Source organism: Pacificoceanicola onchidii (assembly GCF_004804335.1).
Lineage (GTDB): Bacteria > Pseudomonadota > Alphaproteobacteria > Rhodobacterales > Rhodobacteraceae > Pacificoceanicola > Pacificoceanicola onchidii.
Genome location: NZ_SRXY01000003.1, coordinates 172098 through 198714, shown reverse-complemented (window position 1 = coordinate 198714; position 26617 = coordinate 172098). Strand labels below are relative to the sequence as shown.

Genomic DNA, 26617 nt, shown 5'->3' with positions numbered 1-26617 from the left:
TGGTCAAAACCAATCATCAATAGTGACCGCTTGTAAACAATTTTTGTGGCAAGTCGGGCATTTTAGTGATCGACCACCCAACATTTTTTCGCTACTTTGATTACCTGGAGGTGTATTTTGCCCAAAAATCAGTCGAAAAAATCACGCAGGCATGACCGGATCCTCGACGTGCTCCGGGTGGACCCGGCCAAACGGGTGAGCGAGTTGGCGCGCGATCTCGGGGTCTCGGCCGAAACGATCCGGCGTGACCTCGCCGATCTCGACGCGGCGGGCAGCATCAAGCGCACCTATGGCGGCGCGGTGCGTCGGTCGAATCTCGAACCGGCGCTCTCGGAACGGCTCAAGCTGCATGTGGCAGAGCGCGAACGCATCGCGCGCGCCGCCGTTGGCCTGCTGGACGGCGTCGAGAGCCTGTATATCGGCGGCGGTGCCACAACCCTGCTCTTTGCGCGCGCGATGAGCGCGGTTGACCGGCACCTGACGGTGCTGACCGCCTCCTTTCAGGTTGCCATCGAACTGGCCGCCAACCCGCAATTTGACGTGATCTCCCTGCCCGGCAATATCGAGCTTCAGGAGGGCCTTCTGCACGGCCCCGAAACCTTGCGTTTCATTGGCGAATACAATGTCCATTGCGCAATTGTCGGCGCCTCTGCGGTGGACGAAATCGGCGTAAGCGAAGCACTGCCTTCGGCGGCGGGCGTCTATACGGCAATGATCGGACAGGCGCAGCAGACCATCGTTGTGGCGGACCGGTCGAAGCTGGGGACAAAGTCTCTCAAACGCATCCTGCACTGGGGCGAAGACACCACGCTTGTAACCGACAGCCCCCCGTCCCGCGACATGGCCCTGAGCCTGACCGGCAAGGGCGTGCGGATTGTTGTCGCCTCCGATGCGGCCGATCCCTGATCCCCGGCGGAAATCACCCAACGTTACTTGTGACCCCTGCCCCGGAATGGGGCATGCTGCGGTCAGGAGGAACGGGCCGGCGCGCTGGCCCCGTTGAAGGCGAGGACCGATATGACCTGGATGAGTGACGAGCACACCATGCTCGGGGAGATGACCGCAAGGTTCATCGAGACCGAATGGATGCCGCTCTACGACAAGTGGCGCAAGCAGGGGCAGATGGATCCCGAGACCTGGCAGCAGGCCGGGGCGCTGGGGCTGCTCTGCCCGTCGATCCCCGAAGAATACGGCGGCGCGGGCGGCGATTTTGGCCATGAGGCGGTGATCGTGATGGAGGGCAGCCGGGCCAACCTGGCGTCCTGGGGCGTGTCGATCCACTCGACCATCGTGGCGCATTACATCCTAGCCTATGGCACCGAAGAGCAGAAACAGCGGTGGTTGCCGAAAATGGTGACCGGCGAGCTGGTGGGCGCCTTGGCGATGACGGAGCCTTCAGGCGGGTCTGACGTGCAGGGGCTGAAGACACGCGCGGTTCTGGACGGCAACGCCTACCGGCTGTCGGGGCAGAAGACCTTCATCACCAATGGACAGCATGCGAACCTGATCGTGGTGGCAGCCAAGACCGACCCCGCGATGGGCGCCAAGGGGCTGTCGCTGATGGTGGTCGAAACCGATGGCGCGGCTGGATTTGAACGCGGGCGCAACCTTGAGAAAATCGGCTGCCACGCGGCGGATACGTCAGAGCTGTTCTTCGACAATGTGGAAATTGCCCCGGAAAACCTGCTGGGCGGCGAAGAAGGGCGCGGGTTCTACCAAATGATGAACCAGCTGCCACAGGAGCGGTTGATCATTGGCGTCGGCGCGGTTGGGGCGATGGAGGGCGCGGTGGCGCGCACGATTGCCTACTGCAAGGAACGCGAGGCCTTTGGCGGGCCGCTGACCCAGTTCCAAAACACCCGCTTTAAGCTGGCGGAATGCCAGACCAAGACCACCGTCGCGCGGGCATTTCTCGACGCCTGCATCGCGGAACACCTGCGCGAAGAACTGACGGTCGAGAAGGCCGCGATGGCGAAATACTGGCTGACCGATACGCAGGGCGAAGTGTTGGACGACTGTGTACAACTGCACGGCGGCTATGGCTTCATGCAGGAGTACGCTGTGGCGGAAATGTGGGCGGATGCGCGGGTTCAGCGGATCTACGGCGGCACAAACGAGATCATGAAAGAGCTGATCGCGCGCGGGCTTTGAGAGCGGATTTGGATATTTGGACAGAGAAGAAACAGGAAGGTCGCACATCGAGCCCGATGCCTGGGCAGCAGTCGACCTCCCTGACGTGCCCGCAGCTTTGGATGGCCTCGGGGCTTCTCCTCTGACGGTCATCGGCTTCCCAGCCTGTACCGTGAAACAAAGATGACCGATTCGTGCTTAACAGGACGTTAGGACGGGGTTGCGGGGGCTTCTTTTCTGCAAAAATATCCCACGGGGGTGCGGGGGTGTGAAACCCCCGCCTCGGTTCAGAACACAAGGCGCGACAGGAGGACTTAGCGCATGACAATCAAACTTCATTGCTTTGGAGAAAGCGGGAACGCGTATAAGGCAGCGCTGGCGCTGGAGCTGTCCGGGCTCGATTGGGAGCCGGATTACGTCGACTTTTTCAATGGCGCGACACGCACGCCAGAATATCTGGCGGACGTCAACGAAATGGGCGAGGTGCCCGTTCTGGTCGATGGCGAGACCACATTGACCCAATCCGGGGTCATTCAAGGGTATGTGTCGGAAAAGAGCGGCAAGTTTGGCGGCAGCTCCCCGGAGGAGGCGCGCGAAGTGATGCGCTGGATGTTCTGGGACAATCACAAGATGTCCTCCCAAGCTGGGATGACGCGATTCTTGATGAACTTTCTGCCTGAGGACAAACGCCCTGCCCCTGTGATCCAGTTCATGCAAGGCCGTCTCAAGGCCGCTTACACTGTTCTGAACGCACATCTTGACGGAAAGGACTGGATTGTCGGGAACGGTGTGACCAACGCGGATCTGAGTTGCTGCGGGTATTTGTTCTACCCTGAGCCTTTCGGGTTTGTGCGCGCGGACTGGCCCAATATTGATCGCTGGCTGGCCAACATCGAGCAGCTTGATGGCTGGAAGCACCCCTACGATCTGATGCCGGGCAGCCCCGCTGATCGGGCCTGACGCGAAGGCAAGCAAAAGTTGACGTGACGGGCACTTTACGCAAACCTCCGTCACGTCACTGTTGCATCAACAGGCCCGTTGCCCCCACCTGACACACAACGAACACGATCCGACAGGAGCCCATCGATGACCGAAGCTTATATCTATGACGCGTTGCGCACGCCCCGGGGCAAGGGCCGCAAGGACGGCAGCCTGCACGAGGTGACAAGTCTGCGTCTCTCGGCAGGTGTGCTGAACGCCGTGAAAGAGCGCAACAATCTCGAAGGCCACGCCGTGGAGGACGTGATCTGGGGCAATGTCACACAGGTGGGGGAACAGGGTGGCTGCCTTGCGCGCTCGGCCGTGCTGGCCTCTGATCTCGACCAGAGCATCCCCGGCCTTGCGATTAACCGCTTTTGCGCGTCGGGCATGGAGGCGGTGAACCTCGCGGCCAACCAGGTCAAGGGCGGCGCAGGCGAGGCGTACATTGCGGGCGGCGTCGAAATGATGGGCCGCGTAGCCATGGGCAGCGACGGCGCGGCGATTGCCGTCGATCCGAGCCTTGCCATGGAGACCTACTTTGTCCCGCAGGGTATCAGCGCCGATATCATCGCCACGGAATATGGCTTTTCCCGCGATGACGCGGACGCGCTGGCCGTGCAGAGCCAGAACCGGGCCGCTGCGGCCTGGGCCGACAATCGCTTTGCCAAGTCCATCGTGCCGGTCAAGGACATCAACGGGCTGACCATTCTGGACACCGACGAGTACATGCGCCCCGGCACAGACATGCAGAGCCTTGGCGCGCTGAAGGCGAGCTTCAAGGATATGGGCGAGGTCATGCCCGGCTTCGACAAGGTCGCCATGATGAAGTACCCGCATCTGGAGCGGATCAACCACATTCACCACGCGGGCAACTCGTCAGGCATCGTGGATGGGGCCGCCGCCGTGCTGATCGGCAACAAGGAATTCGGCGAAAAGCACGGGCTCAAGCCGCGTGCGCGCATTCGCGCCACGGCCAAGATCGGCACCGATCCGACCATCATGCTGACCGGCCCGGTGCCCGTGACGGAAAAGATCCTCGCGGACAGTGGCATGAGTATTTCCGACATTGATCTGTTCGAGGTCAACGAAGCCTTTGCCTCCGTGGTGCTGCGCTTCATGCAGGCCTTCGATGTGGATCAGGACAGGGTCAACGTGAACGGCGGCTCCATCGCCATGGGGCACCCGCTCGGTGCAACCGGAGCCATCATCATCGGCACGCTGCTGGATGAGTTGGAGCGTACGGGCAAGGGCACAGGTCTTGCCACACTGTGCATTGCGTCGGGCATGGGTGCCGCGACGATCATCGAGCGGGTGTAAGGCCAGTGCCGCAGGCAAGGGACACATATCAGGTCGAGCTGGACGCCCTCACGGCGTCAGTTATGGACCGGGATGTGGACGCCTTCCTGCGGCGCATCCGCTTGCCCCACACCATGGCGACAGTGGACAGCATGGTCGTGCATGAGACCGAGAAATCTGCTGCCTGCGCCTTTCATCGATACCTTGACGTTCTTGAAGAGCGCGGCGTGACCCGCGTGGTGCGGAACTGCATTTCTGCGCGGGTGGACCCGCTGGGCATTCTGGAGGGCTACCACCAGACAAGGCTTTTTGCCGGAGAGAAACTCGCCACGCCCCCTTTCAGCGCGCAGATGCGGTTCGAGCGGCAGGCGGACGGGCGCTGGCTCAATTTCCTGTCGCAGACCGGAAATTCGATCACCGTCTTTCCGTTCCTGCCCGAAGAAAGCGCCTGCCCGCCCCCGGATGGTGTCGCGGCCAAGGATATCGAAGCCTTCGGCATCTTTCAGGACCTGCTGAACGTTGTCACACAACATTACCTGACGGGGAATGTCGAAGGGCTGCACGCCGCGATTGCCTATCCGATCTCCATGGTGTCCCGGCAGGGCGAGACCCGGTTCGAGAGTTTTGAAGAGATGAAAGCCGATTTCGATCTCTATATGCAGGAATTCCGGATTTACGGGGTGACAGACATCGTAAGGACCGTGAGCACCGCGCGGCCTTTGGGGCCGGATCGCATCAAGGGCCGGTACAAGACTTACGTGATGAACCATGAGCGCATTCTCGTGGATCCCTACGAGAGCGAGATGACCCTGGAACGGCAGGAAGACGGCACATGGCGGATGCGCGAAGTGCTGCACGCTCTGGGACATATGAACTGGCACCGGGATTTGGTGCAATGAACGGCACGTGTTTCGGGAACAGGGAGGCTGGCCATGCCGAAGATTGATCTGTCGCAGATCCCGGTGATCTCCAAGACCGGATACCCGCCGCCGCATCACAAGGCAGTGGACGGGCGGCACACGCAAAGGCTTGGTGCGGAATCGGGGATCACCCAGTTCGGCGCAAACCTCGTGACGCTTGACCCCGGCGCAAAGTCCTCGCTGCGGCATTGGCACGAAGAACAGGACGAGTTCCTGATGGTAACCGAAGGGGAACTGACGCTGGTGGATGACACAGGGTCTACCCGGATGGGGCCCGGCGATTGTGCCGCCTTCCCGGCCGGGGACGCGAATGGTCATCACATGGTCAACCGTTCGGAGGCCCTCGGCCGCTTTCTGGTGATCGGCACGCATACGGCGACGGAAACCGGCCATTACTCGGACGTGGACATGATGGTGAAAGCCCGGGACGGGCAGTTCACTTTTACCCGCCGGGACGGCACGCCACTGATCGACCCCGATGCGGTGTTCCAACCGCTCAGCGAAGCGCTGACACGGGCGCTGATCATCGGCGATTTCGCACTGTATCGTTCGGTGTTTGTCTTGCCCACGCAGGTCCGCAAACGCGGCAGCGACAGCTACGAACTGATCACAACCGAAGAATTGAAGGCGGATTTTCAGCTATACCGCAAGAGCATCGCGACGCACAGCGTGACGGACATCTTCCGGGAGGTTCTGAGCACGGAGTTCAGCGAGGACGGACGCCGCTGTCACGTGCACACAAGGGTCCGCATCCTGAGCGGCACGACGCTTGTGCTTGACCCGTTTCATGTGGACTTCGACCTAGAGAAGACCACCGAAGGCTGGCGTATCCGGGGCCTGACTAGCGCAACGGAACACATCGATTGGACGTTGGGGCACTGGCAATAGGCCCCCGCCCCGACCCCGCATAACACAACAGACAACACGCCCGGCCAAGAGCGCGGCGCAACAGGACGACAGACGGAGAAACGAGATGAACGATTTTACCATGGTCAAGGGCGACGACGGCGTCGCGGTCATCACATGGGATGTTCAGGGCAAGTCCATGAACGTGATGAGCATGGAGGCCTGGCCGCTGCTGGACAGCCTTGTGGACGACGCGCTGGCCGATGAGGCGGTCAAGGGGATCGTAATCACCTCGGGCAAGGACAGCTTTGCCGGCGGCATGGATCTCAATGTCATCGCCAAGATGAAGGAAAGCGCCGGGGACAACCCGGCGAAGGGGCTGTTTGACGGCATCATGAACGCCCATGGCATCCTGCGCAAAATCGAGCGCGCCGGGATGGACCCGAAGACCAACAAAGGCGGCAAACCGGTGGCGGCGGCGCTGCCCGGCACGGCGCTTGGCATTGGTCTGGAGATTCCGCTGGCCTGCCATCGCATTTTCTGTGCCGACAACCCCAAGGCCAAGATTGGCCTGCCGGAGATCATGGTCGGCATCTTCCCAGGCATGGGCGGCACCACGCGTCTGGTGCGCAAGATGGGCGCGATGGCGGCCTCTCCCCTGCTGCTGGAGGGCAAGCTGAACGATCCGCAAAAAGCCAAGATGGCTGGGGTTGTGGACGAGGTCGTGGACGATCCGCTGGCGGCGGCGAAGGAATGGGTTCTGAGCGCCAAAGACGCGGATATCGTCAAACCGTGGGATGCCAAGGGCTACAAGATGCCCGGCGGCGCACCCTATCATCCGGCTGGTTTCATGACCTTCGTCGGGGCTTCGGCAATGGTGAACGGCAAGACCAAAGGCGTCTATCCGGCGGCCAAGGCGCTGCTCAGCGCGGTCTATGAAGGCGCGATGGTGCCCTTTGACACGGCGCTTCAGGTCGAGGCGCGCTGGTTTGTCAACGTTCTGATGAACCCGTCGTCCGCTGCGATGATCCGCTCGCTTTTCATCAACAAGGAAGCGCTGGAGAAAGGCGCGGTGCGCCCGGCGGATGTGGCGGATCAATCGGTGAAAAAGGTCGGCGTGCTTGGCGCGGGCATGATGGGTGCAGGGATTGCTCTGGTTTCGGCGCAGGCCGGGATCGAGGTGGTTCTGATCGACCAGAAGCAGGAAGCCGCGGACAAGGGCAAAGCCTATTCCGAGACCTATGCGCAGAAAGGCGTGCAGCGCAAAAAGATCACGGAAGAGAAGGCGCAGGCCATGCTTGACCGGATCACCGCGACCACGGATTACGCGGCGCTTGCGGGCTGCGATCTGATCATCGAGGCGGTTTTCGAGGATCCGAAGATCAAGGCCGAAGTGACCAAGGCCGTGGACGCCGTGACAGGTGACGATTGCATCTTTGCCACCAACACCAGCACCTTGCCGATCTCGCAATTGGCGAAAGCGTCGAAGAATGCGGAGAACTTCATCGGCATTCACTTCTTCTCTCCGGTGGAGAAGATGCTGCTGGTGGAGATCATCAAAGGCAAGGCAACCGGCAGCCGCGCGGTGGCCAAGGCGCTCGATTATGTCCGGCAAATCCGCAAGACACCGATCGTGGTCAACGATGCGCGCTTCTTCTACGCCAACCGCTGCATCATCCCCTACATCAACGAAGGCATTCGCATGGTCAAAGAGGGTGTCTCCCCTGCCCTGATCGAGAACGCCGCGAAGCTGGTCGGGATGCCGCTGGGGCCGCTGCAACTGGTGGATGAGACGTCGATTGATCTTGGGGCGAAGATCGCGCGGGCGACCAAGGCCGCCATGGGCGACGCCTATCCTGACGCGGCGGTGGATGATGTGATCTTCTGGATGGAAGGTGAAGGGCGTCTGGGCCGCAAGTCCAGCGCGGGCTTCTATGACTATGACGAGAAAGGCAAGCGCACAGGGCTGTCTGCCGTTGTGGCGGCGCAATACCCGGAGGCCGAGGACCAGCCCGATCTGATCACGGTGCAGCACCGCTTGCTCTTTGCCCAGACGCTTGAGGCGGTTCGGGCGCTGGAGGAAGGTGTGCTGGAAGACATCCGCGAAGGCGACGTGGGCGCGATCCTTGGATGGGGTTTTGCCCCGTGGTCCGGTGGCCCGCTGTCCTGGCTCGACATGATCGGTTCGCCCTATGCGGCGGAGCGCTGTGATCAGCTGGAAGAAGCCTTTGGCGCGCGCTTCCAATGCCCCGCGCTGCTGCGCGAGATGGCAGGCAAAGGTCAGAGCTTCTATGGCCGGTTTGGCGGGGAAGCCGCAGCGGCGTAACCTGAAAGACGTGATGTTCTGGACGGCCTCCGAAGGTGACTTCGGGGGCCGTTTGTTTTTGCTGACGATCCGGCCCGGGTGCGTAGGAAGTAATTCCTTTGCACCCAAGCGCAGAATCAAGGCCGCAGGCCGCCGCGCCATCGACGGGCCGCCCCACGGCACGGCGACTGGGTTGATGCTGAGAACTACACCGGCCTAGCGCACCAGTTTCTGAGATAAATCGAGGGGATCAGATGGAGGATCGCCGCACCACGGCCCGTCGATGACGCGGCTTGCTCTTTGGTCGAGAGGTCCCGGATCAAGTCCGGGACGGAGTGTGCTCAATGTCAGCTTCAAGCCAAAACAAACGCGCCCCTACCCGGCCAGAGCCGCTTCCAAAGCCGGAAGAAACCTCTGCTCATAGTCTGACCCCACCAGCGGGCCGACAAACTTGAACAGAACCGTGCCATCGCCATCGAGGATAAACGTCTCGGGCGGCCCCGTCACACCCCAGTCAATGGCCGTCCGCCCTGCAGGATCAAAGGCCACCGCAAGGAAGGGATTGCCATCTTCTTCAAGATAGTGCGTTGCCTGATCCTGCGTGTCCTTGAAGTTCACGCCAACAACGCGCAAGCCGTCCGCCTGCATCTGCAACAGGCGCGGATGCTCCGCCCGGCACGGCGGGCACCAGCTGGCCCAGAAATTCACCAGGGTAATCTCGCCTGCAGCCAAGACCTCCGGTGTGATCGGATCATAGCCCGGCAAAGCCACCTCGGTCATGGCCGGTGCAGGCTTGCCGGTGAACTTCGATTCAAGCTCGTTTGCCCCCTCGCGCCCCAGCCCGAAGAAGAACATCGCCCCCAGCGCCAGAAAGATCACCGGCGGCAGGATCATCAGCGGAGAAATGCCCTTGCGATCACTCATTTCTTGAGCCTCTCCTCAATGTCCCGAAGCTCGGCCCGCACCCGCCGCGCGCGCAGGATCGACACCGCCACAAGAGCAATGATCAGCCCCAGAGAGACCGCGTAAGAGGACAGAACCGCGTCCGCATATTTTCCAAGATCCGGCATCACACAGCCCGCTCCCGTGCCAGCAGCGCCCGAGACCGGCGCGCACGAATTTCCGTTTGGGTGCGCAAGAACACCAGCGCAATGAACAGCAGGACAAAGCCGCCAATACACACCAGCAGCGGATACCAGAAGACATCCGCCACGTTCTCTTCCTTGTCGAGCGAAAGCGACGCACCCTGATGCAGGCCCTGATTCCAGAAATTGACCGCATAGCGCGACAGCAAGGCAAACACGGAGCCCACGAGGCACAGGATGGATGTCAGGTCAGCGGCCGTGTCGTCGTCATCAATAGCCGACCAAAGCGCCATATAGCCGAGGTAGAACAGGAACAGGATCAAAAAGGACGTCAAGCGCGGATCCCAGGCCCACCAGGTCCCCCACATCGGCTGGCCCCAGATCGCGCCGGTCGCCAGCGCGATAATCGTCATTGTTGCCCCGATCGGCGCGGCGGCCCGTGCCGCCAAAGCGCTGACATGGTGGCGACGCACAATCCAGATCAGCGAGGCGACCAGCATCATCAGCCAGGCATTGATCGCCATGAGCGCGGAAGGCACGTGCAGGTAGATGATCTTCACCGTGCTGCCCTGCCGGAAATCATCGGGCGTAAAGAAGAAGCCCCAGACCAACCCGAACACAAGGCAAAGCACCGCCCCCGCGCTGAGCCAAGGCAACAGGCGGTCCGTGGTCCGGATAAACTTGACCGGATTGGCGTATTCCCAGATCGACATGGTGCGTGGCTACCTCCGTTTGCCCAGCTTTACACATCAAATATGCGTAAGGCGCAATACATCGCCGGGCCTGCGGGGGCGGCGCATGTCGTCACAGGCACTGGATTTCTGGCCCGAACCGATGCCCGAGAAACATGGCCCTTACCGCAGGTTGATCCGAAGCACCGCTGCCGAGGCGAACGGCAGGATCGCCATGGCCCCAAAGCTGATCCCGGCCAGCATCAGAAGCGGCGTTTCAACGGCCAGCCCATCCGCCCCGCGCCGCGCCACTTCCGCGCCGAAAATGAGGGTCGGCACATAGAGCGGCAGAACAAGCAGGGACATCAGCAGCCCACCGCGCTTGAGCCCGACAGTCAGCGCCGCACCAAACGTGCCGATCACGCTGAGCGCGGGCGTGCCAAGCGCAAGGCTGATCACCACCCAAAGATAACCGCCCTCCGGCAGGCTGAGCAAAACGCCAAGTACCGGCGCTGCAAGCACCAGCGGCAGCCCGGTGGTGATCCAATGGGCCAGTGCCTTGATGCTGACGATCCCCTCCATGGGCAGCGGCGCCGTGGCCAGCAAGTCAAGCGAGCCATCCTCCCAGTCGAGCGCAAAAATCCGGTCCAGCGACAAAAGACACGCCAGAAGCGCCCCAATCCACAAAACTCCCGGCGCAATCTTGCTGAGCAAGCCGGTCTCCGGCCCCACACCAAAGGGCACCAGAACCGTCACGATCAGGAAAAACGCAAGGCCAAGCCCAAAGCCGCCACCCGCCCGCACCGACAGGCGCAAATCCCGAAGCAGCAGCGCAATCACAGGAAGACCTCGTCGGCGCTGGAGACGCGGGGTTCGGCTTTGTACGGCGTGACATCAAAGACATCGGCCTCGGCCAGTCCCAGATCGATATGTGTCGCCATGAGCGCGCTGCCGCCCCCCGCTAGATGCCCGCGCACGGCCTCGGCAAAGAGCTGAACAGAAGCCGCATCGAGCGAGACCGTCGGCTCGTCCAGCACCCAGACCGGCCGCCCGGTGACCATCAGTCTCGCAAGCCCAAGCCGCCGCTTCTGCCCGGCGCTGAGCGTTCCGGCAGGACGGCGCGCGAGATCCTCAAGATTGAACCCCGTCAGGGCGGCGGCAATGTCCGCAGTCCCAAACGCCTGCGCCCAGAACGTCAGGTTCTCGGCCACGCTGAGCATCGACTTCAGCCCATCCGCATGGGCGGCATAGGCGATGCGCTCTCCGGCCCCGGCGATCTCGCCCTCAAAAGCAGGTTGCAACCCGGCGATGGTGCGCAGCAACGTTGTCTTGCCTGACCCGTTCGGCCCGCGCAGCACAAGGGCGCGCCCCGGTGTCAGGCCGAAACTCAGCCCCTCCAGCACAGGCACCCCGCCCCGGGCCACCGCAAGATCACGAACAGTCAAATCCATGGGGAAGGCTTACCGCGCCGCGCTCTCGCGGGAAAGCGGCAAAACCGCGCTGTTTCTTTGTGCTGCAAATATCCCCGCCGGAGGCAACTGTGGGACGGTGGGCGGGGCGATGCCTGCAAGGCGAGCGCCGCTCCCGTCACACCGGCAAAACCGCAAGCGCAACGCGCCGCCCTTCGCTCAGGAGAACATTGTAGGTCCGGCAGGCTGACGGCGAGTTCATCACTTCAACCCCAAGCCCCGCCGCCTCCAGCGCAGACCGCAGATCAGCCGGCAAGTGAAAGATCTCGGACCCCGTGCCCACAAACAGCACATCCACCTGCCCTGCCAGCGCCAGCAGGGTCGCGCTGTCCTCAAGGCCATCCCAGTCCTGCGCACCCGCACCGGCCATCAGCATCGGGCCCGCGTGCACCTCGCCCCCAACCCGGAAGAAACCCGGTCCGTAGCCATCGACAGGAACCGCATCGGTAAAGCTGATTTCATTGATCCGCATGCGGCCTTTTACCCCCAGATCGGCAATCCGGACAAGGCCGAGAGCGCAATCACCCCGTAGGCCACTCCGCGGTAGACCCGCTCATAGGCCGGGCGGAACAGCCAGCCGCCCAGCGCATTGCCCGCCATCGCAGGCAGGGCAAGGGCCAGCCCCAGAACCGCAGCCGTCCCTTCCCAGCGCCCGAACGCGCCCATACCCAGGATGACCAGCAAATCAAAGGCAAACAGATAGTAGAGCGTCGTGGCCCGGATCACCGCCGTGGACAGGGGCCGCGCCATGTAGAACAGGATCACCGGCGGGCCGGGCAACCCGGCCACACCGCCCAGAAACCCTGCAGCGCCGCCAATGCCGAACACCATGGGCCGCGTCACTGTGCCACCGTAGCGCAGCCCCCCCGCCAGAATGGCCAGCATCAGGAGCGCAAGCCCGCTCACCGCGAATCGAAACACCTCCTGGGCCACGAATGACAGCACACCAAGCCCGATCGGCAGCATGAGCGCCGTGGCCAGCACAAGCCGCCACAGGTCCCCCTTCTCAACAGCAGGCCACGCCCTGCGCAGGATCGGCAGCGGACCAAAGATATCCATGAATGTAAGGACAAGAATGGCCTGGAAGGGAGGCAGGAACTGCGCTGCCACCGGCAGAAAGACAAGCGCCGTGCCAAACCCGGCAAAGCCCCGCACCAGACCGCTGACAAATGCCGCCAGTGCGAGAAAGCCGAGGCCCGGGATCGCCAGGGCCTCGGCCAGAATATCAGGCATCAATGTTGCCGAACTGCGTACCGGCCCCATCCACCGGTTTCGACCAGTCGCGTTTTACACCCGTGCGCAGCAGCATGGCCGAGGCCACAAAGATGGACGAATAGGTGCCGACGATCACGCCCCAGATCATCGCGAAGACAAAGCCGCGGATCACATCCCCGCCCAGCACAAACAGCGCGATCAGCGCCAGCAGCGTGGTGAAGGAGGTCATGAAGGTCCGGCTCAGCGTTTCGTTGATCGACAGGTTCAGAACCTCCTTGAGGTCCTTGGATTTGAACTTGATCAGGTTCTCGCGCACCCGGTCAAACACAACCACAGTGTCGTTCAGCGAGTAGCCGACGATGGTCAGAAGCGCCGCGATGATGGCGAGGTCGAACTTGATGCCAAGCTCGGAGAAGATGCCAATGGTCAGGATGACGTCATGCACCAGCGCCAGAACCGCCCCCAACGCAAACTGCCATTCGAACCGCAACCAGATGTAGATCAGAACCGCCCCAATGGCGAGCGCCACGGCGATGGCGGCCGTCTGGATCAGCTCACCCGAGACCTTGGGCCCGACGCTTTCGACGGAGACAAACTTGATGTCCGGTGCCACGCCCTGAAGCGCGCCGCGCGCAGCTTCTATCACCTCGGAGGTCACCGATTCCTGCCCGTCCTGCGCGCCAATGCGCACCATGGCCACGTTCTGCTCCGGCCCGAAGGTCGGGTCAAACACTTCCGAGATGGTCATGTCGCCCAGTTCCAAGGCCGTCAGAGCATCGCGGTACGCGCCCACATCCACCGGCTGCGCACTTTCGGTGCGGATCGTTGTGCCGCCCCGGAAGTCGATGCCGTAGTTGAGGCCCTGGATCAGGAAGCTGGCAAAGGCCGCAACCATCAAGAATGCCGAAATCCCGAGCCATACTTTGGACCGCGAGAAGAAATCCCATTTGGTGTCTTTGGGAACCAGTCTCAGTCTCATCTCACACCTCGATGGTTTTGGGTCGGCGGCGCTCGAACCACATGACGATCAGGAGCCGGGTGACGAAGATCGCCGTAAAGACCGATGTCAGGATGCCGAGGCCAAGCGTAATGGCAAAGCCGCGCACCGGGCCGGAGCCCATGACATAAAGGATCACAGCGGTGATGAAGGTGGTGATGTTGGCGTCGATGATCGCCGACAGCGCCTTCTCATAACCCAGCTCAATCGCCCGTGCCGGCCCTTTTGCCGTCTTGAGCTCTTCGCGGATGCGTTCAAACACCAGCACATTGGCATCCACCGCCATGCCGACGGTCAAGACGATCCCGGCAATGCCCGGCAAGGTCAGCGTCGCCCCGATCAGCGAGAGCATGCCAAAGATCAGCGCAATGTTCATGATCAGCGCGATATTGGCAAAGATGCCAAACAGGCCGTAGCTGAGCACCATGAAGACCAGCACCGCGGCAAAGGCGACAATCGTCGCGATCTTGCCCGCGTCGATGCTGTCCTGCCCCAGTTCCGGCCCGATTGTCCGCTCTTCGAGGAAATCCATCCCCGCAGGCAGCGCACCGGCGCGCAGCAGAACAGCAAGGTTCGTGCTTTCCTCGACAGTGAAGTTGCCGGTGATGATGCCCGAACCGCCTGCGATATGGCTTTGAATGACGGGATCAGAGATCACCTCATCATCCAGCACGATGGCAAAGGGAGAGCCAATGTTTTCGGCCGTGTAATCCCCGAACTTGCGCGCACCCGATGGGTTGAAGCGGAAGTTGACCGCCGGGCGGCCGTTCTGATCAAAGGCGGGCTGCGCATCTACAAGCTCTTCACCGGTGACAACCGGCGCTGCTTCGAGGATCGCGTAAGCCCCCTCGCGGTCAAGATAGGGAAGCACCTCGTTGCCGACACCTGGCGCGGCCTCGGGATCGTCGGTACGGCTCACAACCGGCTGGAACGTCAGCTGCGCCGTGGTGCCGATGATTTCCTTGAGTTCCTGAGCCGAGCCGATGCCCGGCACCTGGATCAGGATCCGGTCCGCACCCTGACGCTGGATTGTCGGCTCACGCGTGCCGACCTCGTCAATCCGGCGGCGGATGATCTCAAGGCTTTGCTGGATCGTGCGTTCGTCCGTGGCCTGCTGTTCGGCCTCCGACAGGGTGACAACGATCTGATCGCCATCGCTGCTCACGTCCAGATCCGTCGCCCCCGCCCCGGTCAGGGACACAACCGGTTGCGCAAGGCCACGCACCAGTTCCAGAGCCCGGCTCATGCCGTCCGCTTCGGAAATGCGCACGCGCAGCTCGCCCGGTTCGGACGGGATCAAACGAATGGTGCCAACCGTGGCGCGCTCGGGGCGCAGCACATCGCGTACATCCGGCCAGAGCGCTTCCATGCGGGCGGCGTAGACATCTTCGACCTGAACCTCGGCCAAAAGATGCGCTCCACCCCGCAGGTCAAGCCCGAGGTTGACGAGGCCAGAAGGCAAGAAACCCGGCCACTGGGCGGCGAGGCTCTGGTTCTCCTGCGTGTCCGCACCAAGGTCTATGGCCGCGACAGCGTCATTGCGCTGCTCGACCCGCGTGTAAAACCCGTTGGGCAGCGCCAGCACAATTCCAAGTGCCAGCGTCGCCCAGATCAGCACACGCTTCCAGGTTTCAATTTGCAGCATGTGGGATCAGCTTTCCGCTGGTTCGGTTTTCGAAAGCACCTGGGCGATGGTCGCACGCACAACGCGGATTTTCACGCCTTCGGCGATTTCCACCTCGATCTCGTTGCCTTCCTTGACCTTGGCCACCTTGCCGATAATCCCGCCTTGCGTGACCACCTGATCGCCGCGGCGCAGGGCCTCGACCATGGCCTGGTGTTCCTTCATCTTCTTCTGCTGCGGCCGGATCAAAAGGAAATACATGATCGCGAAGATCAGGATAAGCGGAAGAAACTGGCCAATTGCTGAGGCGTCCATCGGGGATGCTCCTGTCAGTGTTATGGCGGGGCACCCGCCGTTTTTTGAGTTGCGCGGAACCTATGCGCGGGTGAGGCCGGATGCAAGGTGAGCGAAGGCGGCGCTTGGCATGAAAAACGGTCTCAGCCGGACTTCTTTTGCCCTCGGGCGAAAGAACCACGCACCGCCTGCCCTGTTTGCGCTCGGGACAGGCTTGCTGCGGTCTTGTGCCCGACAGCGATTCGAGCCAGCAAGCCCCGCCCCGCGGATTGCCGCCGCGTGCGCGTCTCAAACCGATCAAATTTTATCTGATTGCTCGAAAAATCGTGAGAACAAAGCACGGGCAACGGTGGCGCATTCACCTGAGCGAAAGACCTATCAGATAAACCCTTGCCAGTTTTGCAATGGAGGCAGGCCAATGTGGCTGGGCAAAAAAACCGCGCGCTCGGAACCATCCGGGCTGTTACGTTCTGACGCGATCTTGCAGATCGTGGAGCGCACACAGGCCGTGATCCATTTCAGACCGGACGGAACCATCCTCACCGCAAACGAGAATTTCCTGAATGCCGTTGGCTATACAGAGGCGGAGATTGTCGGCCAGCATCACAGCATGTTCGTGGCGCGCGAACTGCGCGAAACCAAGGATTATGAAACCTTCTGGGAGCGTTTGCGGTCCGGCGATTTTTTCACGGACGAGTTTCCCCGCATCACCAAGGAAGGCAATGTCATCTGGATTGCCGCGACTTATGCTCCGGTGTTCGACGAGGCCGGTGACGTGGTGCAAATCACTAAAATCGCACGGGAAATCACCGGTCAGAAAGAGGCGATCCGGGCCATTTCCGACGGGCTCGACGCCCTTAGTCAAGGTGACCTGACCCAAAGGGTGACACTGCAACAGGAAGATCGTCTTCGCGAAGTGGCAGACAGTTTCAACGCAGCGGTCGACAATGTTTCGCAACTGATCCGGCAAGTCATGCATGCGACCGTGACAATCGACGGCATGTCAGAGCAGATCTCTGCAAACTCGGGCGAACTTTCCCAGCGCACCAAGACGCAAGCCGCCACGCTGGAAGAAACCGCAGCCGCGATCGAGGAGCTCAGCACCACCGCGCAATCCGCCGTCGATTATGCAACCGAGGTCAACAGGGAATCACAAGACACCAAGGCCGCCGCCGAAGGCAGCGGCCAGGTGGTGGACGACGTGACCGCGGCCATGACCCGGATCGAGGAATCGTCTGATGCCATTTCAACGATAATCTCGGTTATTGACGACATCGCCTTTCAAACGAACCTTCTCGCTCTGAACGCAGGTGTAGAGGCAGCGCGCGCCGGAAGTGCGGGGCGCGGCTTTGCGGTTGTCGCCGCAGAGGTTCAGTCCCTAGCGCAGAAATCCGCAGATTCTGCTCAGGAAATCAAAGACCTGATCAGCGAAAGCGGCGAGCATGTCCGGTCTGGGGTCACGCTTGTGAACCGGGCCAGCACGGAACTGGGCGGCATTTTCTCCAGCGTCGATCGCATCACGGAACGTATCAGCGAAGTGGTCAAGGGACTGGAGGAGCAGACCGTGACGCTTGGGGAGATCAACACGGCGATCAGCAGTCTCGACGAAGTCACGCAACACAACGCAGCCATGGTCAATGACACGGCCAGCGTCACTCAGGCTTTGTCCTCACACAGCGCATCCCTGTCGGACGGGGTATCGGTCTTTCGGATCGAGACCTTGCCGGAGGAAAAAGAGGAGCTGGGCTCGCAACCGCAGGTGCTCGCAAGCTGACGCCCCTCAAGGGACCGGCGCAAGCGCGCAGCACTGCCGGAAATCTTGCCCCACTTGCCAGAGCTTGTTCTTGAAAACCCGTTCTTGCGCGGTAGGTTAGAGCAAACGCCTCGTCACTCCGGAGCGGCCTTTGCGCGCACTGATTGCCAGCTTGTGTCTTCTTGCCCTGCCCGTACACGCGCAGAGCGTGGGGCGGATTACGTCCGCGAGCAGCCCTGATGGCGGACACTGCTCCGGCACGCTCGTCGCGCCCAACCTCGTGCTGACCGCCGCCCATTGCGTGGCCCGGGTGGAAAGCGCCGGGATCCGGGTTCTCGATCGTCAGGTGTTCGTGTTGCCGACCGAGGCGGGCGAGCTGCGCGCAGACATGGTGTCGGTGACGTTCCACCCCAGCCTGATGCCCGTCGGCGATCGTCTCAACCCGCGGGCTGACATCGCCTTCGCGCAACTGTCCGCCCCGTTGGACGCTGATCCGCTGGCGCTTGGCAAGGCCGTGCTGGATGGTCCTGTCAGTTTCGTCAGTTACCGCCGCGAGGCGCCAAAGGAACGACTGAGGCAGGATTTCTGTTACGGAACAGAGACTTCTCCCTTCTGGCGCCTGGGTTGTCGCGTCTCGTCAGGGCAATCGGGCGGCGCGGTTCTCAAGGACGGCGCTTTGCAGGCGGTCATTGTCGCGCGCCAGGGCGGACTGGCGCTGGCGCTGCCTGTCGATGAATGGGTGCGTGGCGCGCCCGGTGTCACGCTGGACCCTGTCGCTGCAACGCAGTGAAGCCCTCTACACTCCGTCCTCAAAGTCGGGCATAAGGCCTGCGACTCAAACACTTTCACTGCCCCTAATAATCTGGAGGATCCGATGCACGACATCCGCACCATCCGCGAAAACCCCGCCGCTTTTGATGCGGCGATGGCCCGCCGTGGGATGGAGCCGCAGTCGTCTTCTATCCTCGCCCTGGACGAGGCCCGGCGCAGCGCGATCCAGACCGCAGAGACCGCGCAGTCCGATCAGAAAAAGGCCGCCAAGGAAGTAGGCAAGGCCAAGGCGAGCGGGGACGACGCCGAATTCGAACGCCTGCGCGCGCTTGTGGCCGCCAAAAAAGCCGAAGTGGCGGAAATGCAGACCAAGGCCAAGGAGCTTGATGCAGAGCTGAGCACCGCGCTCATGGCGCTGCCGAACTTCATGCACGCCGATGTGCCGGACGGCGAAGACGAGGATGATAACGTCGAAATCCGCCGTTGGGGCGCGCCGCGCCAGTTCGATTTCGAACCGAAAGAGCATTATGAGCTGGCCGCGACCAAGGATGGTCTGGATTTCGAGACCGCCGCGAAACTGTCCGGTTCGCGCTTTGTGGTGATGAGCGGCGGCGTCGCGCGGGTGCACCGCGCGCTGGCCCAGTTTATGCTGGATACGCACATCGCGGAGCATGGTTTGACCGAGACATGGGCCCCCGTGCTGGTCAAGGAAGAGATGATGTACGGCACGGGTCAGTTGCCGAAGTTTGGCGATGACAGCTACCAGACCACCAATGGCTGGTGGTTGATCCCCACGTCCGAGGTGACGCTGACCAATATCGTGAACGGTCTGATCGTGGATGAGGGCTACCTGCCCCGCCGTTACGTAGCCCATTCCCAGTGTTTCCGCTCCGAGGCGGGCAGCGCGGGCAAGGACACCGCCGGGATGCTGCGCCAGCACCAGTTCGAAAAGGTCGAAATGGTCTCGATCACCCATCCGGACAAGTCCATGGAAGAGCATGACCGCATGACCGGCTGTGCCGAAGCAATCCTGCAGAAGCTGGGTCTGCCCTACCGCACCGTCGTGCTCTGCTCGGGCGACATCGGCTTTGGCATGATCAAGACGCATGACATCGAGGTCTGGCTGCCGGGACAGAACACCTATCGCGAGATTTCCTCGGTGTCCGTTGCCGCCGATTTCCAGGCCCGCCGGATGAACGCCCGTTTCCGTCCTGCAGATGGTGGCAAACCGCAGTTCCTGCACACGCTGAACGGCTCTGGCCTTGCGGTGGGCCGCTGCCTGATCGCGGTTCTGGAGAACGGTCAGAACGCCGATGGCTCCGTGACCCTGCCCGAGGCGCTGCACCCGTGGCTTGGTGGCAAGACCACGCTGACGGCGGAGGGCACGCTGGCATGAATCGCCTCTGGGCGATCCTGTGTCTCGTGGCGGCGGTGGCTTTTGCGGCCTCGCCGCTGCTCGCGCCGGGTTTCAACGGGTTCGAATCCGGCCAGTTCCCGGTTCAGATCGACGCGCCGCCGGTGCAGCCCGCCGGATATGCTTTTGCCATCTGGGGGCTGATCTTTGTCTGGCTGGCCATCGGCACCGGATTTGGGTTCCTGCGGCGCATGGATGATCCGGACTGGGCCGCCATGCGCATGCCTTTGTTTGTCAGCCTTGCGGTTGGGGTGAACTGGTTGCCGGTGGCGCAGATCGCGCCGGTGGCGGCCACGGTGATGATCTGGATCATGCTGGCAGGCGCGCTCCTGAGCCTGTTCCGCGTGGGCGATACGGACCGTTGGATGCAACAGGCCCCGGTGGCGATCTACGCGGGCTGGCTCACGGCGGCCTCCTGCGTGGGGCTTGGCGTTGTGCTCGGCGGTTATGGCTTGCTCGCCCCGACCCCGGCGGCGCTTGTGGCACTTGCCCTGGCTTTGGTCATTGCGATTGTGGTGCAGTACCGCCTGCACCGGGCCCCGGAATACGGCGTGACGGTGATCTGGGCCCTGATCGGTGTGATCGTCGCCAACTCCGCGCCTTTGAACGCGGCCGTGGCCGGGCTGGCCTTGCTGGGGATTATCGTGATCCTCGGGCTGCGCGGCACGGACACGGAATAGACGCAGCACAAGCAAAGCCGCCACCGTCCCGGACTTGATCCGGGACCTGCGCGAAAACCGTCACAGCCCCGTTACGCAAGCGCCCTATTGCGGTGCGTATGAAAGACCGCATCGACCCATTGATTCAGGACCGCGCGCCGTGGTTGTTCTCCGGCCGCCCCGGCACCGCCGCAACCCGCGCGCTGCTCAACCGCCTTCTGAGCCATGAGAAAACGCTCGACATCGCAGAAGCGGTCAAGGATTTGCCTTCTGCCGAAATCATGCGCTCTCTTGCCGCCCTTCTGGCGCTCAGAGCCGTGTATCAAGGGCAGGCAAACATCCCCCGGAGCGGCGCAGCGCTGATCGTGGCGAACCATCCGACAGGGATTGCGGACGGCATCATCCTGCATGACCTGCTGCAACGCATCCGGCCCGACAGTTATTACTTCGCCAATCACGACATCCTGCGGGTGCTGCCGCAGATGGCGGACATGATCGCCCCGGTGGAATGGCGCAAGGAGCGCCGCAGCCACGCCAAGACGCGCGAGACCATGAGATTCACCCGGCGCGCTGTGGACACCGGACGGCTCGGCGTGATCTTTCCATCCGGACGGCTGGCCAAACGGGTGGGCCTGAGGCTGCATGAACGTCCGTGGATGGGCTCCGCCGCGATGATCGCGCGCAAGTTCGATCTGCCGGTGATCCCGGTGCACATCGAGGCCCGCAACTCGGCGCTGTTCTACCTGTGTGATGTGATCCACCCGAGCCTGCGCGACATTACCCTGTTCCATGAAACTCTGAACAAGGCCCGGCAGACCTTTGCGGTCACGGTGGGCGAGCCGATTTCGGCAAGCGCCCTGCCCGATCAATCGGACGCGGCGATTGCCTTGCTGCGTGAGGCGACGCTTGCGCTTGGCGCGCAGCATGAGAGCGCAAAGGCGCTCAAACCGCCACGCTTCGGCCTGACCGCGTAGTCAGCCGCCCTGCGTGCTCAACACCGGGGCCGTACCAGAGGGCGCGGGCGCATCCGCTGTCAGACCAACCGGCTGAATGAAACCTTCGGGGCGGGCTTGAGGCCGGAAACTGACGTATTTGTCGCGCGGGCCGGGAATCTCAAGCGTGTCCGGTCGCGCCACCGGGCGTAGCGACTTGGTCATGCCCTGGCAGTAGGACTGGTTCAGCATGTAGGCGCGCATGTCTTCGCGTTTCTTGCGCGAATGGAACGGCCCCCAATCAGCGGCAACGCCGCGCATTCCGGCGCTGATCACCTGATCGCGCGGGACCGTCACGGCCATGATACGCATCGCGCATGTCAGATTGTCTTCGGGATCCTTCAGCGCCTCGCCTGACCTGGCTTTGCAGCCATAGCCGCGTGCGGTGCCGGGCAGGATCTGCACCAGACCGTACCAGAGCCCGCCACCACCGACGGCCGTGGGGCGATAGGTGCTCTCGTGTTTGGCAAGGGTCGAGACAAGCCCAACCCAAAACGCCTCGCGCCCGGCGCGGGATGCGGTCGGATAGGCCGGGCACCATTGCGCAATATCGCGCGGAACGGTCTCGGGCAGCACCTTGGCATGGCTGCGCAGGCTTTGAACAATGGCCATCGCCCAGGAGGGCTTTCCCCCGTATTTGTCCCAACGCGCGCTTGGCACAACAAGCGGCGCGCGCGCTTTGGGGCGCGGGGATTGGAAGACGGCAAGGGTCGAATACTCCGGTGCGGCGGCAGAAACCGCGCCGGGTGCGGCATCGGGCAGTGGGGCTTGGGCTGGTGTCGCCGTAACCTGTGTCGCCAGAAGCGCAAGAAAAAGGGCAGCACGCATCATGACCGGCGCAATTTGCCCGAAGTTGGGGATTCTTTCAACCGTGGCGAATCCACGCGCGTGATGAACCGCCAAACGCCACCCCGGGGCTGGCTTTGTTTACGGTGAGGCAACGCATTGTCCCTCATTCGCAAACCAACGCCTTTCACAAGCCGAATGAACTCCCCGGTGCTGCCCTGATTTGGCCCGGATTGCCCGGCAAATTGTAATCATGATATTGAACGAGTTGCTGCCTGATATGCCTTCCCTTTCCAACAGATTCGCCCTTCGGATGTCGCCCCGACCGGCCCCGCGCAAACGCCCCATTACGGTGATGCGCCATGTCGAGCCATTGGGCCCGCGCGTCGACATCCCGGTTCGGGATCCTTCGCCGGATTGGGAAGAGGCGCAGGCCCTGCTTGCCCGTGGTCAGCATCTTGCCCGTCAGGATGCATGGGAAGACCTCGCGCCCGAGATTTGCGAAGCCGACCGGAACCAAACCATGACCTGCGGCCTGACGTCTGTCGCCGCACTGCTCTCGCAAGGCGCGCGCAGCGATGCGGTCCGCGCCGGACACGCGGCTGCTGGTAAAGGAGAGGTTGGTACCGCCCGGGCTATTCTGGCGACGCTGGAGCTGAACCTTGAGGACAGCCCCGAGTGCCCCGCCATCGCGCATACAGTCGCCATGGCTCATATCGAGGTGGCGCGCGCCTGGGCCGGATCCTCACGCGCGGATCAGCTCTCCCCCCCGCGCCGGGATGCTTATGAGTGGCACATGCAGACCGCCGCGTCCTTCGTGGATCGGTTCGATCCGTTTGAAACCCATTCGGCCCTTTGGGCGGAAGTGCGGTGCGAGGTTCTGGCGATCGATCCAAAACCGGGACAGCGGCTTGCCGATGACTATGAAGATCTCATCGATCTCGGGCCGGAAAACCCGGACTATTTGCGCGCCTTCGGACGGGATCTTTTGCCCGGTCGGTTCGGCAACCGCGAAGTTCTGGACCGCGAAGCGCGCAGAACCGCGGTGCGGACAGCGGATGTCTGGGGCATGGGGGCCTATAGCTGGATCATGATCGGCGCGATTGAAAATGACCCGACAGCGCTGCGCTGGGTCGATGCCGAGCTTTTTGCCGAGGGGCTGCACGACATCCTCGCCCGGCACCCCGGCCAGCATATGGTCAACCGCCTTGCAGCGTTTTGTGGACTGACCGCCTCGTCTGTCACTATCCCCGGCACAAGCGAAGCCCGCATCTCCAACTGTTTCAACTGGATTGCGCAAGATCACCTGTACGAAATTCACCCTGCCGTCTGGGCCACCGCGCCCGCGCCCGGCCTGCAGGACCGCGACGTGGCCGGCTCCCGCGAGGATGTGATCAAACGCGGTCGCACCCGCGCAACTTCGGCGCTGGCCGAGCATTTTGCCGCTCTTTTGAACAATGGCCGGCGGCTTGTGTTCACGCCAGACGGATTGCAGATGCCGCGCATGGCCTGATCCATGCATCGCCCCTTGCTCCGCGCGCCCGCTCGGCCTAGAACGCGGCCAATTGCGAGCCAAGGAGCGCCACATGCTGGATCATCTGTCCTTTGAATCCCCCAAGCCCAAGCTCATTTCCGGGGCAAAGCATGATTGGGAACTGGTCATTGGTATGGAGGTGCACGCGCAGGTGGCTTCCAAGGCCAAACTGTTCTCCGGTGCCTCCACCCAATTTGGCGCCGAGCCGAACTCCAACGTGGCCTTTGTGGACAGCGCCATGCCGGGCATGCTGCCGGTGATCAACGAGTATTGCATCGAGCAGGCCGTGCGCACTGGTCTTGGCCTGAAGGCAGAGATCAACCTCAAGTCGGCCTTCGACCGCAAGAACTACTTCTACCCTGATCTGCCGCAGGGGTACCAGATTTCCCAGCTGTATCATCCGCTTGTGGGTGAAGGCGAAGTGATCGTGGATATGGAGCCGGGCGTCGCTCGCCTCGTGCGCATTGAGCGCATTCACGTCGAGCAGGACGCGGGCAAATCCGTGCACGACATGGACCCGAACATGTCCTTCGTCGATCTCAACCGGACCGGCGTTGCCCTGATGGAAATCGTCAGCCGCCCCGATATTCGTGGCCCGGAAGAGGCCGCCGCCTATCTCGCAAAGCTGCGTCAGATCCTGCGCTATCTCGGGACCTGCGACGGCAACATGCAGAACGGCAACATGCGTGCGGACGTGAACGTCTCCGTCTGCCGCCCCGGTCAGTATGAGAAGTACCAGGAAACGCAGGACTTCTCGCACCTTGGGACGCGCTGCGAGATCAAGAACATGAACTCCATGCGCTTCATCCAGATGGCGATCGACTATGAGGCCAAGCGCCAGATCGCGATCCTCGAAGCGGGCGGCAAGATTGACCAGGAAACCCGTCTTTATGACGCGGACAAGAACGAAACCCGGTCCATGCGCTCCAAGGAAGAGGCGCATGATTACCGCTATTTCCCTGATCCGGACCTGCTCCCGCTTGAGATCGAACAAGCCTGGGTGGATGACATCGCGGCCTCTCTGCCGGAACTGCCGGACGAGAAAAAGGCACGCTTTGTCAAAGACTTTGGCCTATCCGAATACGACGCCGATGTTCTGACCGCAGAGGTTGTGAACGCCTCCTATTTCGAAGAGGTCGCAGGCGCAGCGGGCGACGGCAAGCTGGCGGCGAACTGGGTGATCAACGAGCTGTTTGGCCGCCTCAAGAAAGAAGACCACTCCATCGAGGAAAGCCCGGTTTCCCCGACACAGCTGGCTGGCATCATCAAGCTGATCAAGTCGGATGCCATTAGCGGCAAGATCGCCAAGGACCTCTTCGAAATCGTTTATACCGAAGGTGGTGATCCCGAGGTGATCGTAGAAGAACGTGGCATGAAACAGGTCACGGACACCGGTGCCATTGAGGCAGCCGTCGACGAGATCATCGCGGCCAACCCGGCGCAGGTCGAAAAAGCCAAGCAAAACCCGAAGCTTGCGGGCTGGTTTGTTGGTCAGGTCATGAAAGCCACGGGCGGCAAGGCGAACCCGAAGGCGGTGAACGAGCTGGTTTCGAAAAAGCTGGCTGATTTAGGGTAAGTCTTTCTGGCGTTCCGAGGCCGCAACGAACACTCTAACGCCGGGCGCCCTTCCCACCTCGCATTAAACCAAAACGGGCAGCCAAAGCTGCCCGCGAGAACCGTTCAACTTATACCGGCCGGCGAAACGTCAGGCTTTCTTTCGGCGACGCGCCGCTAGGCCCAGCCCCCCAATCGCGCAAACCAACAGCGGCAGGGCCGCAGGCAGCGGAACAGCGCTCATTGTGCTGGGAGCGGCCGAAATGTTCCACGTGATCGTGTCGCCATTCAGCAGCGTTTTGGTCATCGACGACCCTGCGACAAGGCTCAAACTGGCAAAGCTGCTGCCCACCATCGTGAACCCACCAGAAATCAGCTCACCACCATACCCCGAAGCCACCGCCAAGTTGGAATTCCTGAAGAAGAAGGGATCGCCCGTATGACCGATGCTGTTGAAGTTATATCCTGAGTTGACACCGTTATAAACCGAACCCGTCGTACCGCTGTAAGGAGAGTCGTAGAAAACAACGATCGTATCGCTGAGATTTCCGAAATAGGGTTCGTGTGCCCCCAACCCGGCGAATGTACCTACGTATGCTGCCGGACCCCCGCCGCTAAGCCCGGACAAATCTAATGTGCCGGAGTAGCTGAACACCACATCCGAGTTCACCTCTTCAGAGTATATCACAATTGCGGCATTCGCCTGAGTTGTCAAAATGCCGACTGTCAATGCCGCCGCTGAACACAAACCCAAAATCTTGGAAAACACACCCCCACTCAAGTTATTGATTTTCATATTATTTTCCCCAGTTCGTTTACAAGCCCCAAAGATTGGAAAGCTTCGTACCTTCATGGTCTTGAGAACAAATCTTTGAGTCAACGGCGCTGCGTCCGAACCGCTGCCCTGCATTCCGCCGCGCGCCGCCCCCTGAACGCGGTCAATCACTCAAGATTTGACAAGTCTCCTCGCCTTTTGACGGAATACGGATTTCGACAATGACGCAACTTAAAGGAAACTCCGCAGGGAGGGATCGTCAAGGGCGCTCCGCGTCGGGAACTCAGTGATACATGCTCAAGACACCGGCAACTTCCGGAGCAGATCATCAAGGTTCCCTAAGGTCAGGAATCCCTCACTTCCCAAATCCTCTACCATTTGGTAAAGTTTTTGGGTCAGCAGCGCATTTTCGCCGACACGCCCGATGCATTCGAGGGGCACAAAACAAGACTTTTGACAGGGGGATTTTATCCGTTTGTTTTTTCAGATCAGGGGTGTGGCCATTTTCGGCCCGCCCCTTTTTTCATATGAACGGGGGTCGTATCG

General features: G+C 61.7%; 26 protein-coding genes. 14 read left to right on the top strand and 12 right to left on the bottom strand.

What is annotated here, in order from left to right; genetic code table 11:
- Positions 1 to 117: 117 nt before the first annotated feature.
- The 7 genes from E4662_RS09180 (at position 118) to E4662_RS09150 (ending at position 8499) form a co-directional block, all read left to right on the top strand.
- Complete coding sequence (locus tag E4662_RS09180) at positions 118 to 906, top strand: DeoR/GlpR family DNA-binding transcription regulator (protein ID WP_168797942.1); 789 nt, start codon at positions 118 to 120, stop codon at positions 904 to 906.
- A 111-nt stretch (positions 907 to 1017) separates the two neighbouring features.
- A complete protein-coding gene (locus E4662_RS09175; protein WP_136441239.1) occupies positions 1018 to 2151 on the top strand; it encodes an acyl-CoA dehydrogenase family protein in 1134 nt (377 codons plus the stop codon).
- A gap of 300 nt (positions 2152 to 2451) precedes the next feature.
- A complete protein-coding gene (locus E4662_RS09170; protein ID WP_136441238.1) occupies positions 2452 to 3090 on the top strand; it encodes a glutathione S-transferase family protein in 639 nt (212 codons plus the stop codon).
- Between the two features lie 126 nt (positions 3091 to 3216).
- Positions 3217 to 4428 carry an acetyl-CoA C-acetyltransferase gene (locus E4662_RS09165; RefSeq protein WP_136441237.1) on the top strand — a complete coding sequence of 404 codons (1212 nt, stop codon included), beginning with the start codon at positions 3217 to 3219 and terminating at the stop codon, positions 4426 to 4428.
- Positions 4429 to 4433: 5 nt separating this feature from the next.
- Positions 4434 to 5306 (top strand): hypothetical protein, encoded by an 873-nt coding sequence (locus E4662_RS09160; protein ID WP_136441236.1) that lies wholly within the window; start codon positions 4434 to 4436, stop codon positions 5304 to 5306.
- Positions 5307 to 5339: 33 nt separating this feature from the next.
- Positions 5340 to 6215, top strand: a complete 876-nt coding sequence (locus E4662_RS24470; protein ID WP_136441235.1) for a cupin domain-containing protein — start codon at positions 5340 to 5342, stop codon at positions 6213 to 6215.
- Positions 6216 to 6300: 85 nt separating this feature from the next.
- Complete coding sequence (locus tag E4662_RS09150) at positions 6301 to 8499, top strand: 3-hydroxyacyl-CoA dehydrogenase NAD-binding domain-containing protein (protein WP_136441234.1); 2199 nt, start codon at positions 6301 to 6303, stop codon at positions 8497 to 8499.
- Positions 8500 to 8853: 354 nt separating this feature from the next.
- Here the strand turns inward: E4662_RS09150 and E4662_RS09145 are convergent, their stop codons facing one another.
- The 10 genes from E4662_RS09145 to yajC form a co-directional block, all read right to left on the bottom strand.
- A complete protein-coding gene (locus E4662_RS09145; RefSeq protein ID WP_240705158.1) occupies positions 8854 to 9402 on the bottom strand; it encodes a DsbE family thiol:disulfide interchange protein in 549 nt (182 codons plus the stop codon).
- A complete protein-coding gene (gene ccmD / locus E4662_RS09140) occupies positions 9399 to 9548 on the bottom strand; it encodes a heme exporter protein CcmD (RefSeq protein WP_136441233.1) in 150 nt (49 codons plus the stop codon). Before ccmD ends, E4662_RS09145 begins: the two co-directional genes overlap by 4 nt.
- Positions 9548 to 10276 carry a heme ABC transporter permease gene (locus E4662_RS09135; RefSeq protein WP_136441232.1) on the bottom strand — a complete coding sequence of 243 codons (729 nt, stop codon included), beginning with the start codon at positions 10274 to 10276 and terminating at the stop codon, positions 9548 to 9550. The genes ccmD and E4662_RS09135 overlap by 1 nt, the downstream gene beginning before the upstream one ends.
- A 141-nt stretch (positions 10277 to 10417) precedes the next feature.
- Complete coding sequence (gene ccmB / locus E4662_RS09130; protein WP_136441231.1) at positions 10418 to 11074, bottom strand: heme exporter protein CcmB; 657 nt, start codon at positions 11072 to 11074, stop codon at positions 10418 to 10420.
- The gene (gene ccmA / locus E4662_RS09125) at positions 11071 to 11685 is read right to left on the bottom strand and encodes a heme ABC exporter ATP-binding protein CcmA (RefSeq protein WP_136441230.1); all 615 of its coding nucleotides are present in this window, start codon (positions 11683 to 11685) and stop codon (positions 11071 to 11073) included. The genes ccmB and ccmA overlap by 4 nt, the downstream gene beginning before the upstream one ends.
- A 136-nt stretch (positions 11686 to 11821) precedes the next feature.
- Positions 11822 to 12175, bottom strand: coding sequence for an Mth938-like domain-containing protein (locus tag E4662_RS09120; RefSeq protein ID WP_136441229.1), 354 nt, complete (start codon positions 12173 to 12175; stop codon positions 11822 to 11824).
- An 8-nt stretch (positions 12176 to 12183) separates the two neighbouring features.
- Positions 12184 to 12936, bottom strand: coding sequence for a sulfite exporter TauE/SafE family protein (locus E4662_RS09115; RefSeq protein ID WP_136441228.1), 753 nt, complete (start codon positions 12934 to 12936; stop codon positions 12184 to 12186).
- Entirely contained in the window at positions 12929 to 13897 is a 969-nt protein-coding gene (gene secF, locus E4662_RS09110; protein ID WP_136441227.1) for a protein translocase subunit SecF, read from the bottom strand. Before secF ends, E4662_RS09115 begins: the two co-directional genes overlap by 8 nt.
- A 1-nt stretch (position 13898) precedes the next feature.
- A complete protein-coding gene (gene secD / locus E4662_RS09105) occupies positions 13899 to 15560 on the bottom strand; it encodes a protein translocase subunit SecD (protein WP_136441226.1) in 1662 nt (553 codons plus the stop codon).
- A gap of 6 nt (positions 15561 to 15566) precedes the next feature.
- Complete coding sequence (gene yajC / locus E4662_RS09100) at positions 15567 to 15854, bottom strand: preprotein translocase subunit YajC (RefSeq protein WP_136441225.1); 288 nt, start codon at positions 15852 to 15854, stop codon at positions 15567 to 15569.
- Between the two features lie 397 nt (positions 15855 to 16251).
- Here yajC and E4662_RS09095 point away from each other — a divergent pair, with 397 nt between their 5' ends.
- The 5 genes from E4662_RS09095 to E4662_RS09075 all read left to right on the top strand — a co-directional run bounded on the left by E4662_RS09095 (position 16252) and on the right by E4662_RS09075 (position 21404).
- Positions 16252 to 17607 carry a methyl-accepting chemotaxis protein gene (locus E4662_RS09095; protein WP_136441224.1) on the top strand — a complete coding sequence of 452 codons (1356 nt, stop codon included), beginning with the start codon at positions 16252 to 16254 and terminating at the stop codon, positions 17605 to 17607.
- 130 nt (positions 17608 to 17737) lie between these two features.
- Positions 17738 to 18376, top strand: a complete 639-nt coding sequence (locus E4662_RS09090) for a trypsin-like serine peptidase (protein WP_136441223.1) — start codon at positions 17738 to 17740, stop codon at positions 18374 to 18376.
- Between the two features lie 84 nt (positions 18377 to 18460).
- Entirely contained in the window at positions 18461 to 19753 is a 1293-nt protein-coding gene (gene serS, locus E4662_RS09085; RefSeq protein WP_136441222.1) for a serine--tRNA ligase, read from the top strand.
- Positions 19750 to 20451 (top strand): hypothetical protein, encoded by a 702-nt coding sequence (locus E4662_RS09080; protein WP_136441221.1) that lies wholly within the window; start codon positions 19750 to 19752, stop codon positions 20449 to 20451. The genes serS and E4662_RS09080 overlap by 4 nt, the downstream gene beginning before the upstream one ends.
- A gap of 98 nt (positions 20452 to 20549) precedes the next feature.
- Positions 20550 to 21404: a lysophospholipid acyltransferase family protein gene (locus E4662_RS09075; RefSeq protein WP_136441220.1), complete on the top strand. Its 855-nt coding sequence runs from the start codon at positions 20550 to 20552 to the stop codon at positions 21402 to 21404.
- Here E4662_RS09075 and E4662_RS09070 read toward each other — a convergent pair whose 3' ends face one another.
- Positions 21405 to 22253 (bottom strand): lytic transglycosylase domain-containing protein, encoded by an 849-nt coding sequence (locus E4662_RS09070; protein WP_136441219.1) that lies wholly within the window; start codon positions 22251 to 22253, stop codon positions 21405 to 21407.
- Positions 22254 to 22521: 268 nt separating this feature from the next.
- On the opposite strand from E4662_RS09070, the gene E4662_RS09065 reads away from it, so the two are divergent.
- Complete coding sequence (locus E4662_RS09065) at positions 22522 to 23721, top strand: hypothetical protein (RefSeq protein ID WP_136441218.1); 1200 nt, start codon at positions 22522 to 22524, stop codon at positions 23719 to 23721.
- Between the two features lie 73 nt (positions 23722 to 23794).
- Positions 23795 to 25318, top strand: a complete 1524-nt coding sequence (gatB, locus tag E4662_RS09060; RefSeq protein ID WP_136441217.1) for an Asp-tRNA(Asn)/Glu-tRNA(Gln) amidotransferase subunit GatB — start codon at positions 23795 to 23797, stop codon at positions 25316 to 25318.
- Positions 25319 to 25447: 129 nt separating this feature from the next.
- Here gatB and E4662_RS09055 read toward each other — a convergent pair whose 3' ends face one another.
- Complete coding sequence (locus E4662_RS09055) at positions 25448 to 26092, bottom strand: VPLPA-CTERM sorting domain-containing protein (RefSeq protein WP_168797941.1); 645 nt, start codon at positions 26090 to 26092, stop codon at positions 25448 to 25450.
- Positions 26093 to 26617: the final 525 nt, after the last annotated feature.

Coding starts and splice junctions, on each gene's coding strand:
- E4662_RS09135 (WP_136441232.1), bottom strand. CDS start 10,276: ATGTCGATCTGGGAATACGCCAATCCGGTCAAGTTTATCCGGACCACG.
- E4662_RS24470 (WP_136441235.1), top strand. CDS start 5,340: ATGCCGAAGATTGATCTGTCGCAGATCCCGGTGATCTCCAAGACCGGA.
- E4662_RS09115 (WP_136441228.1), bottom strand. CDS start 12,936: ATGCCTGATATTCTGGCCGAGGCCCTGGCGATCCCGGGCCTCGGCTTT.
- E4662_RS09150 (WP_136441234.1), top strand. CDS start 6,301: ATGAACGATTTTACCATGGTCAAGGGCGACGACGGCGTCGCGGTCATC.
- E4662_RS09145 (WP_240705158.1), bottom strand. CDS start 9,402: ATGAGTGATCGCAAGGGCATTTCTCCGCTGATGATCCTGCCGCCGGTG.
- gatB (WP_136441217.1), top strand. CDS start 23,795: ATGCTGGATCATCTGTCCTTTGAATCCCCCAAGCCCAAGCTCATTTCC.
- E4662_RS09095 (WP_136441224.1), top strand. CDS start 16,252: ATGTGGCTGGGCAAAAAAACCGCGCGCTCGGAACCATCCGGGCTGTTA.
- E4662_RS09175 (WP_136441239.1), top strand. CDS start 1,018: ATGACCTGGATGAGTGACGAGCACACCATGCTCGGGGAGATGACCGCA.
- yajC (WP_136441225.1), bottom strand. CDS start 15,854: ATGGACGCCTCAGCAATTGGCCAGTTTCTTCCGCTTATCCTGATCTTC.
- serS (WP_136441222.1), top strand. CDS start 18,461: ATGCACGACATCCGCACCATCCGCGAAAACCCCGCCGCTTTTGATGCG.
- E4662_RS09170 (WP_136441238.1), top strand. CDS start 2,452: ATGACAATCAAACTTCATTGCTTTGGAGAAAGCGGGAACGCGTATAAG.
- E4662_RS09120 (WP_136441229.1), bottom strand. CDS start 12,175: ATGCGGATCAATGAAATCAGCTTTACCGATGCGGTTCCTGTCGATGGC.
- E4662_RS09165 (WP_136441237.1), top strand. CDS start 3,217: ATGACCGAAGCTTATATCTATGACGCGTTGCGCACGCCCCGGGGCAAG.
- E4662_RS09080 (WP_136441221.1), top strand. CDS start 19,750: ATGAATCGCCTCTGGGCGATCCTGTGTCTCGTGGCGGCGGTGGCTTTT.
- E4662_RS09075 (WP_136441220.1), top strand. CDS start 20,550: ATGAAAGACCGCATCGACCCATTGATTCAGGACCGCGCGCCGTGGTTG.
- E4662_RS09055 (WP_168797941.1), bottom strand. CDS start 26,092: ATGAAAATCAATAACTTGAGTGGGGGTGTGTTTTCCAAGATTTTGGGT.
- secF (WP_136441227.1), bottom strand. CDS start 13,897: ATGAGACTGAGACTGGTTCCCAAAGACACCAAATGGGATTTCTTCTCG.
- secD (WP_136441226.1), bottom strand. CDS start 15,560: ATGCTGCAAATTGAAACCTGGAAGCGTGTGCTGATCTGGGCGACGCTG.
- E4662_RS09065 (WP_136441218.1), top strand. CDS start 22,522: ATGTCGCCCCGACCGGCCCCGCGCAAACGCCCCATTACGGTGATGCGC.
- ccmA (WP_136441230.1), bottom strand. CDS start 11,685: ATGGATTTGACTGTTCGTGATCTTGCGGTGGCCCGGGGCGGGGTGCCT.
- ccmD (WP_136441233.1), bottom strand. CDS start 9,548: ATGCCGGATCTTGGAAAATATGCGGACGCGGTTCTGTCCTCTTACGCG.
- E4662_RS09070 (WP_136441219.1), bottom strand. CDS start 22,253: ATGATGCGTGCTGCCCTTTTTCTTGCGCTTCTGGCGACACAGGTTACG.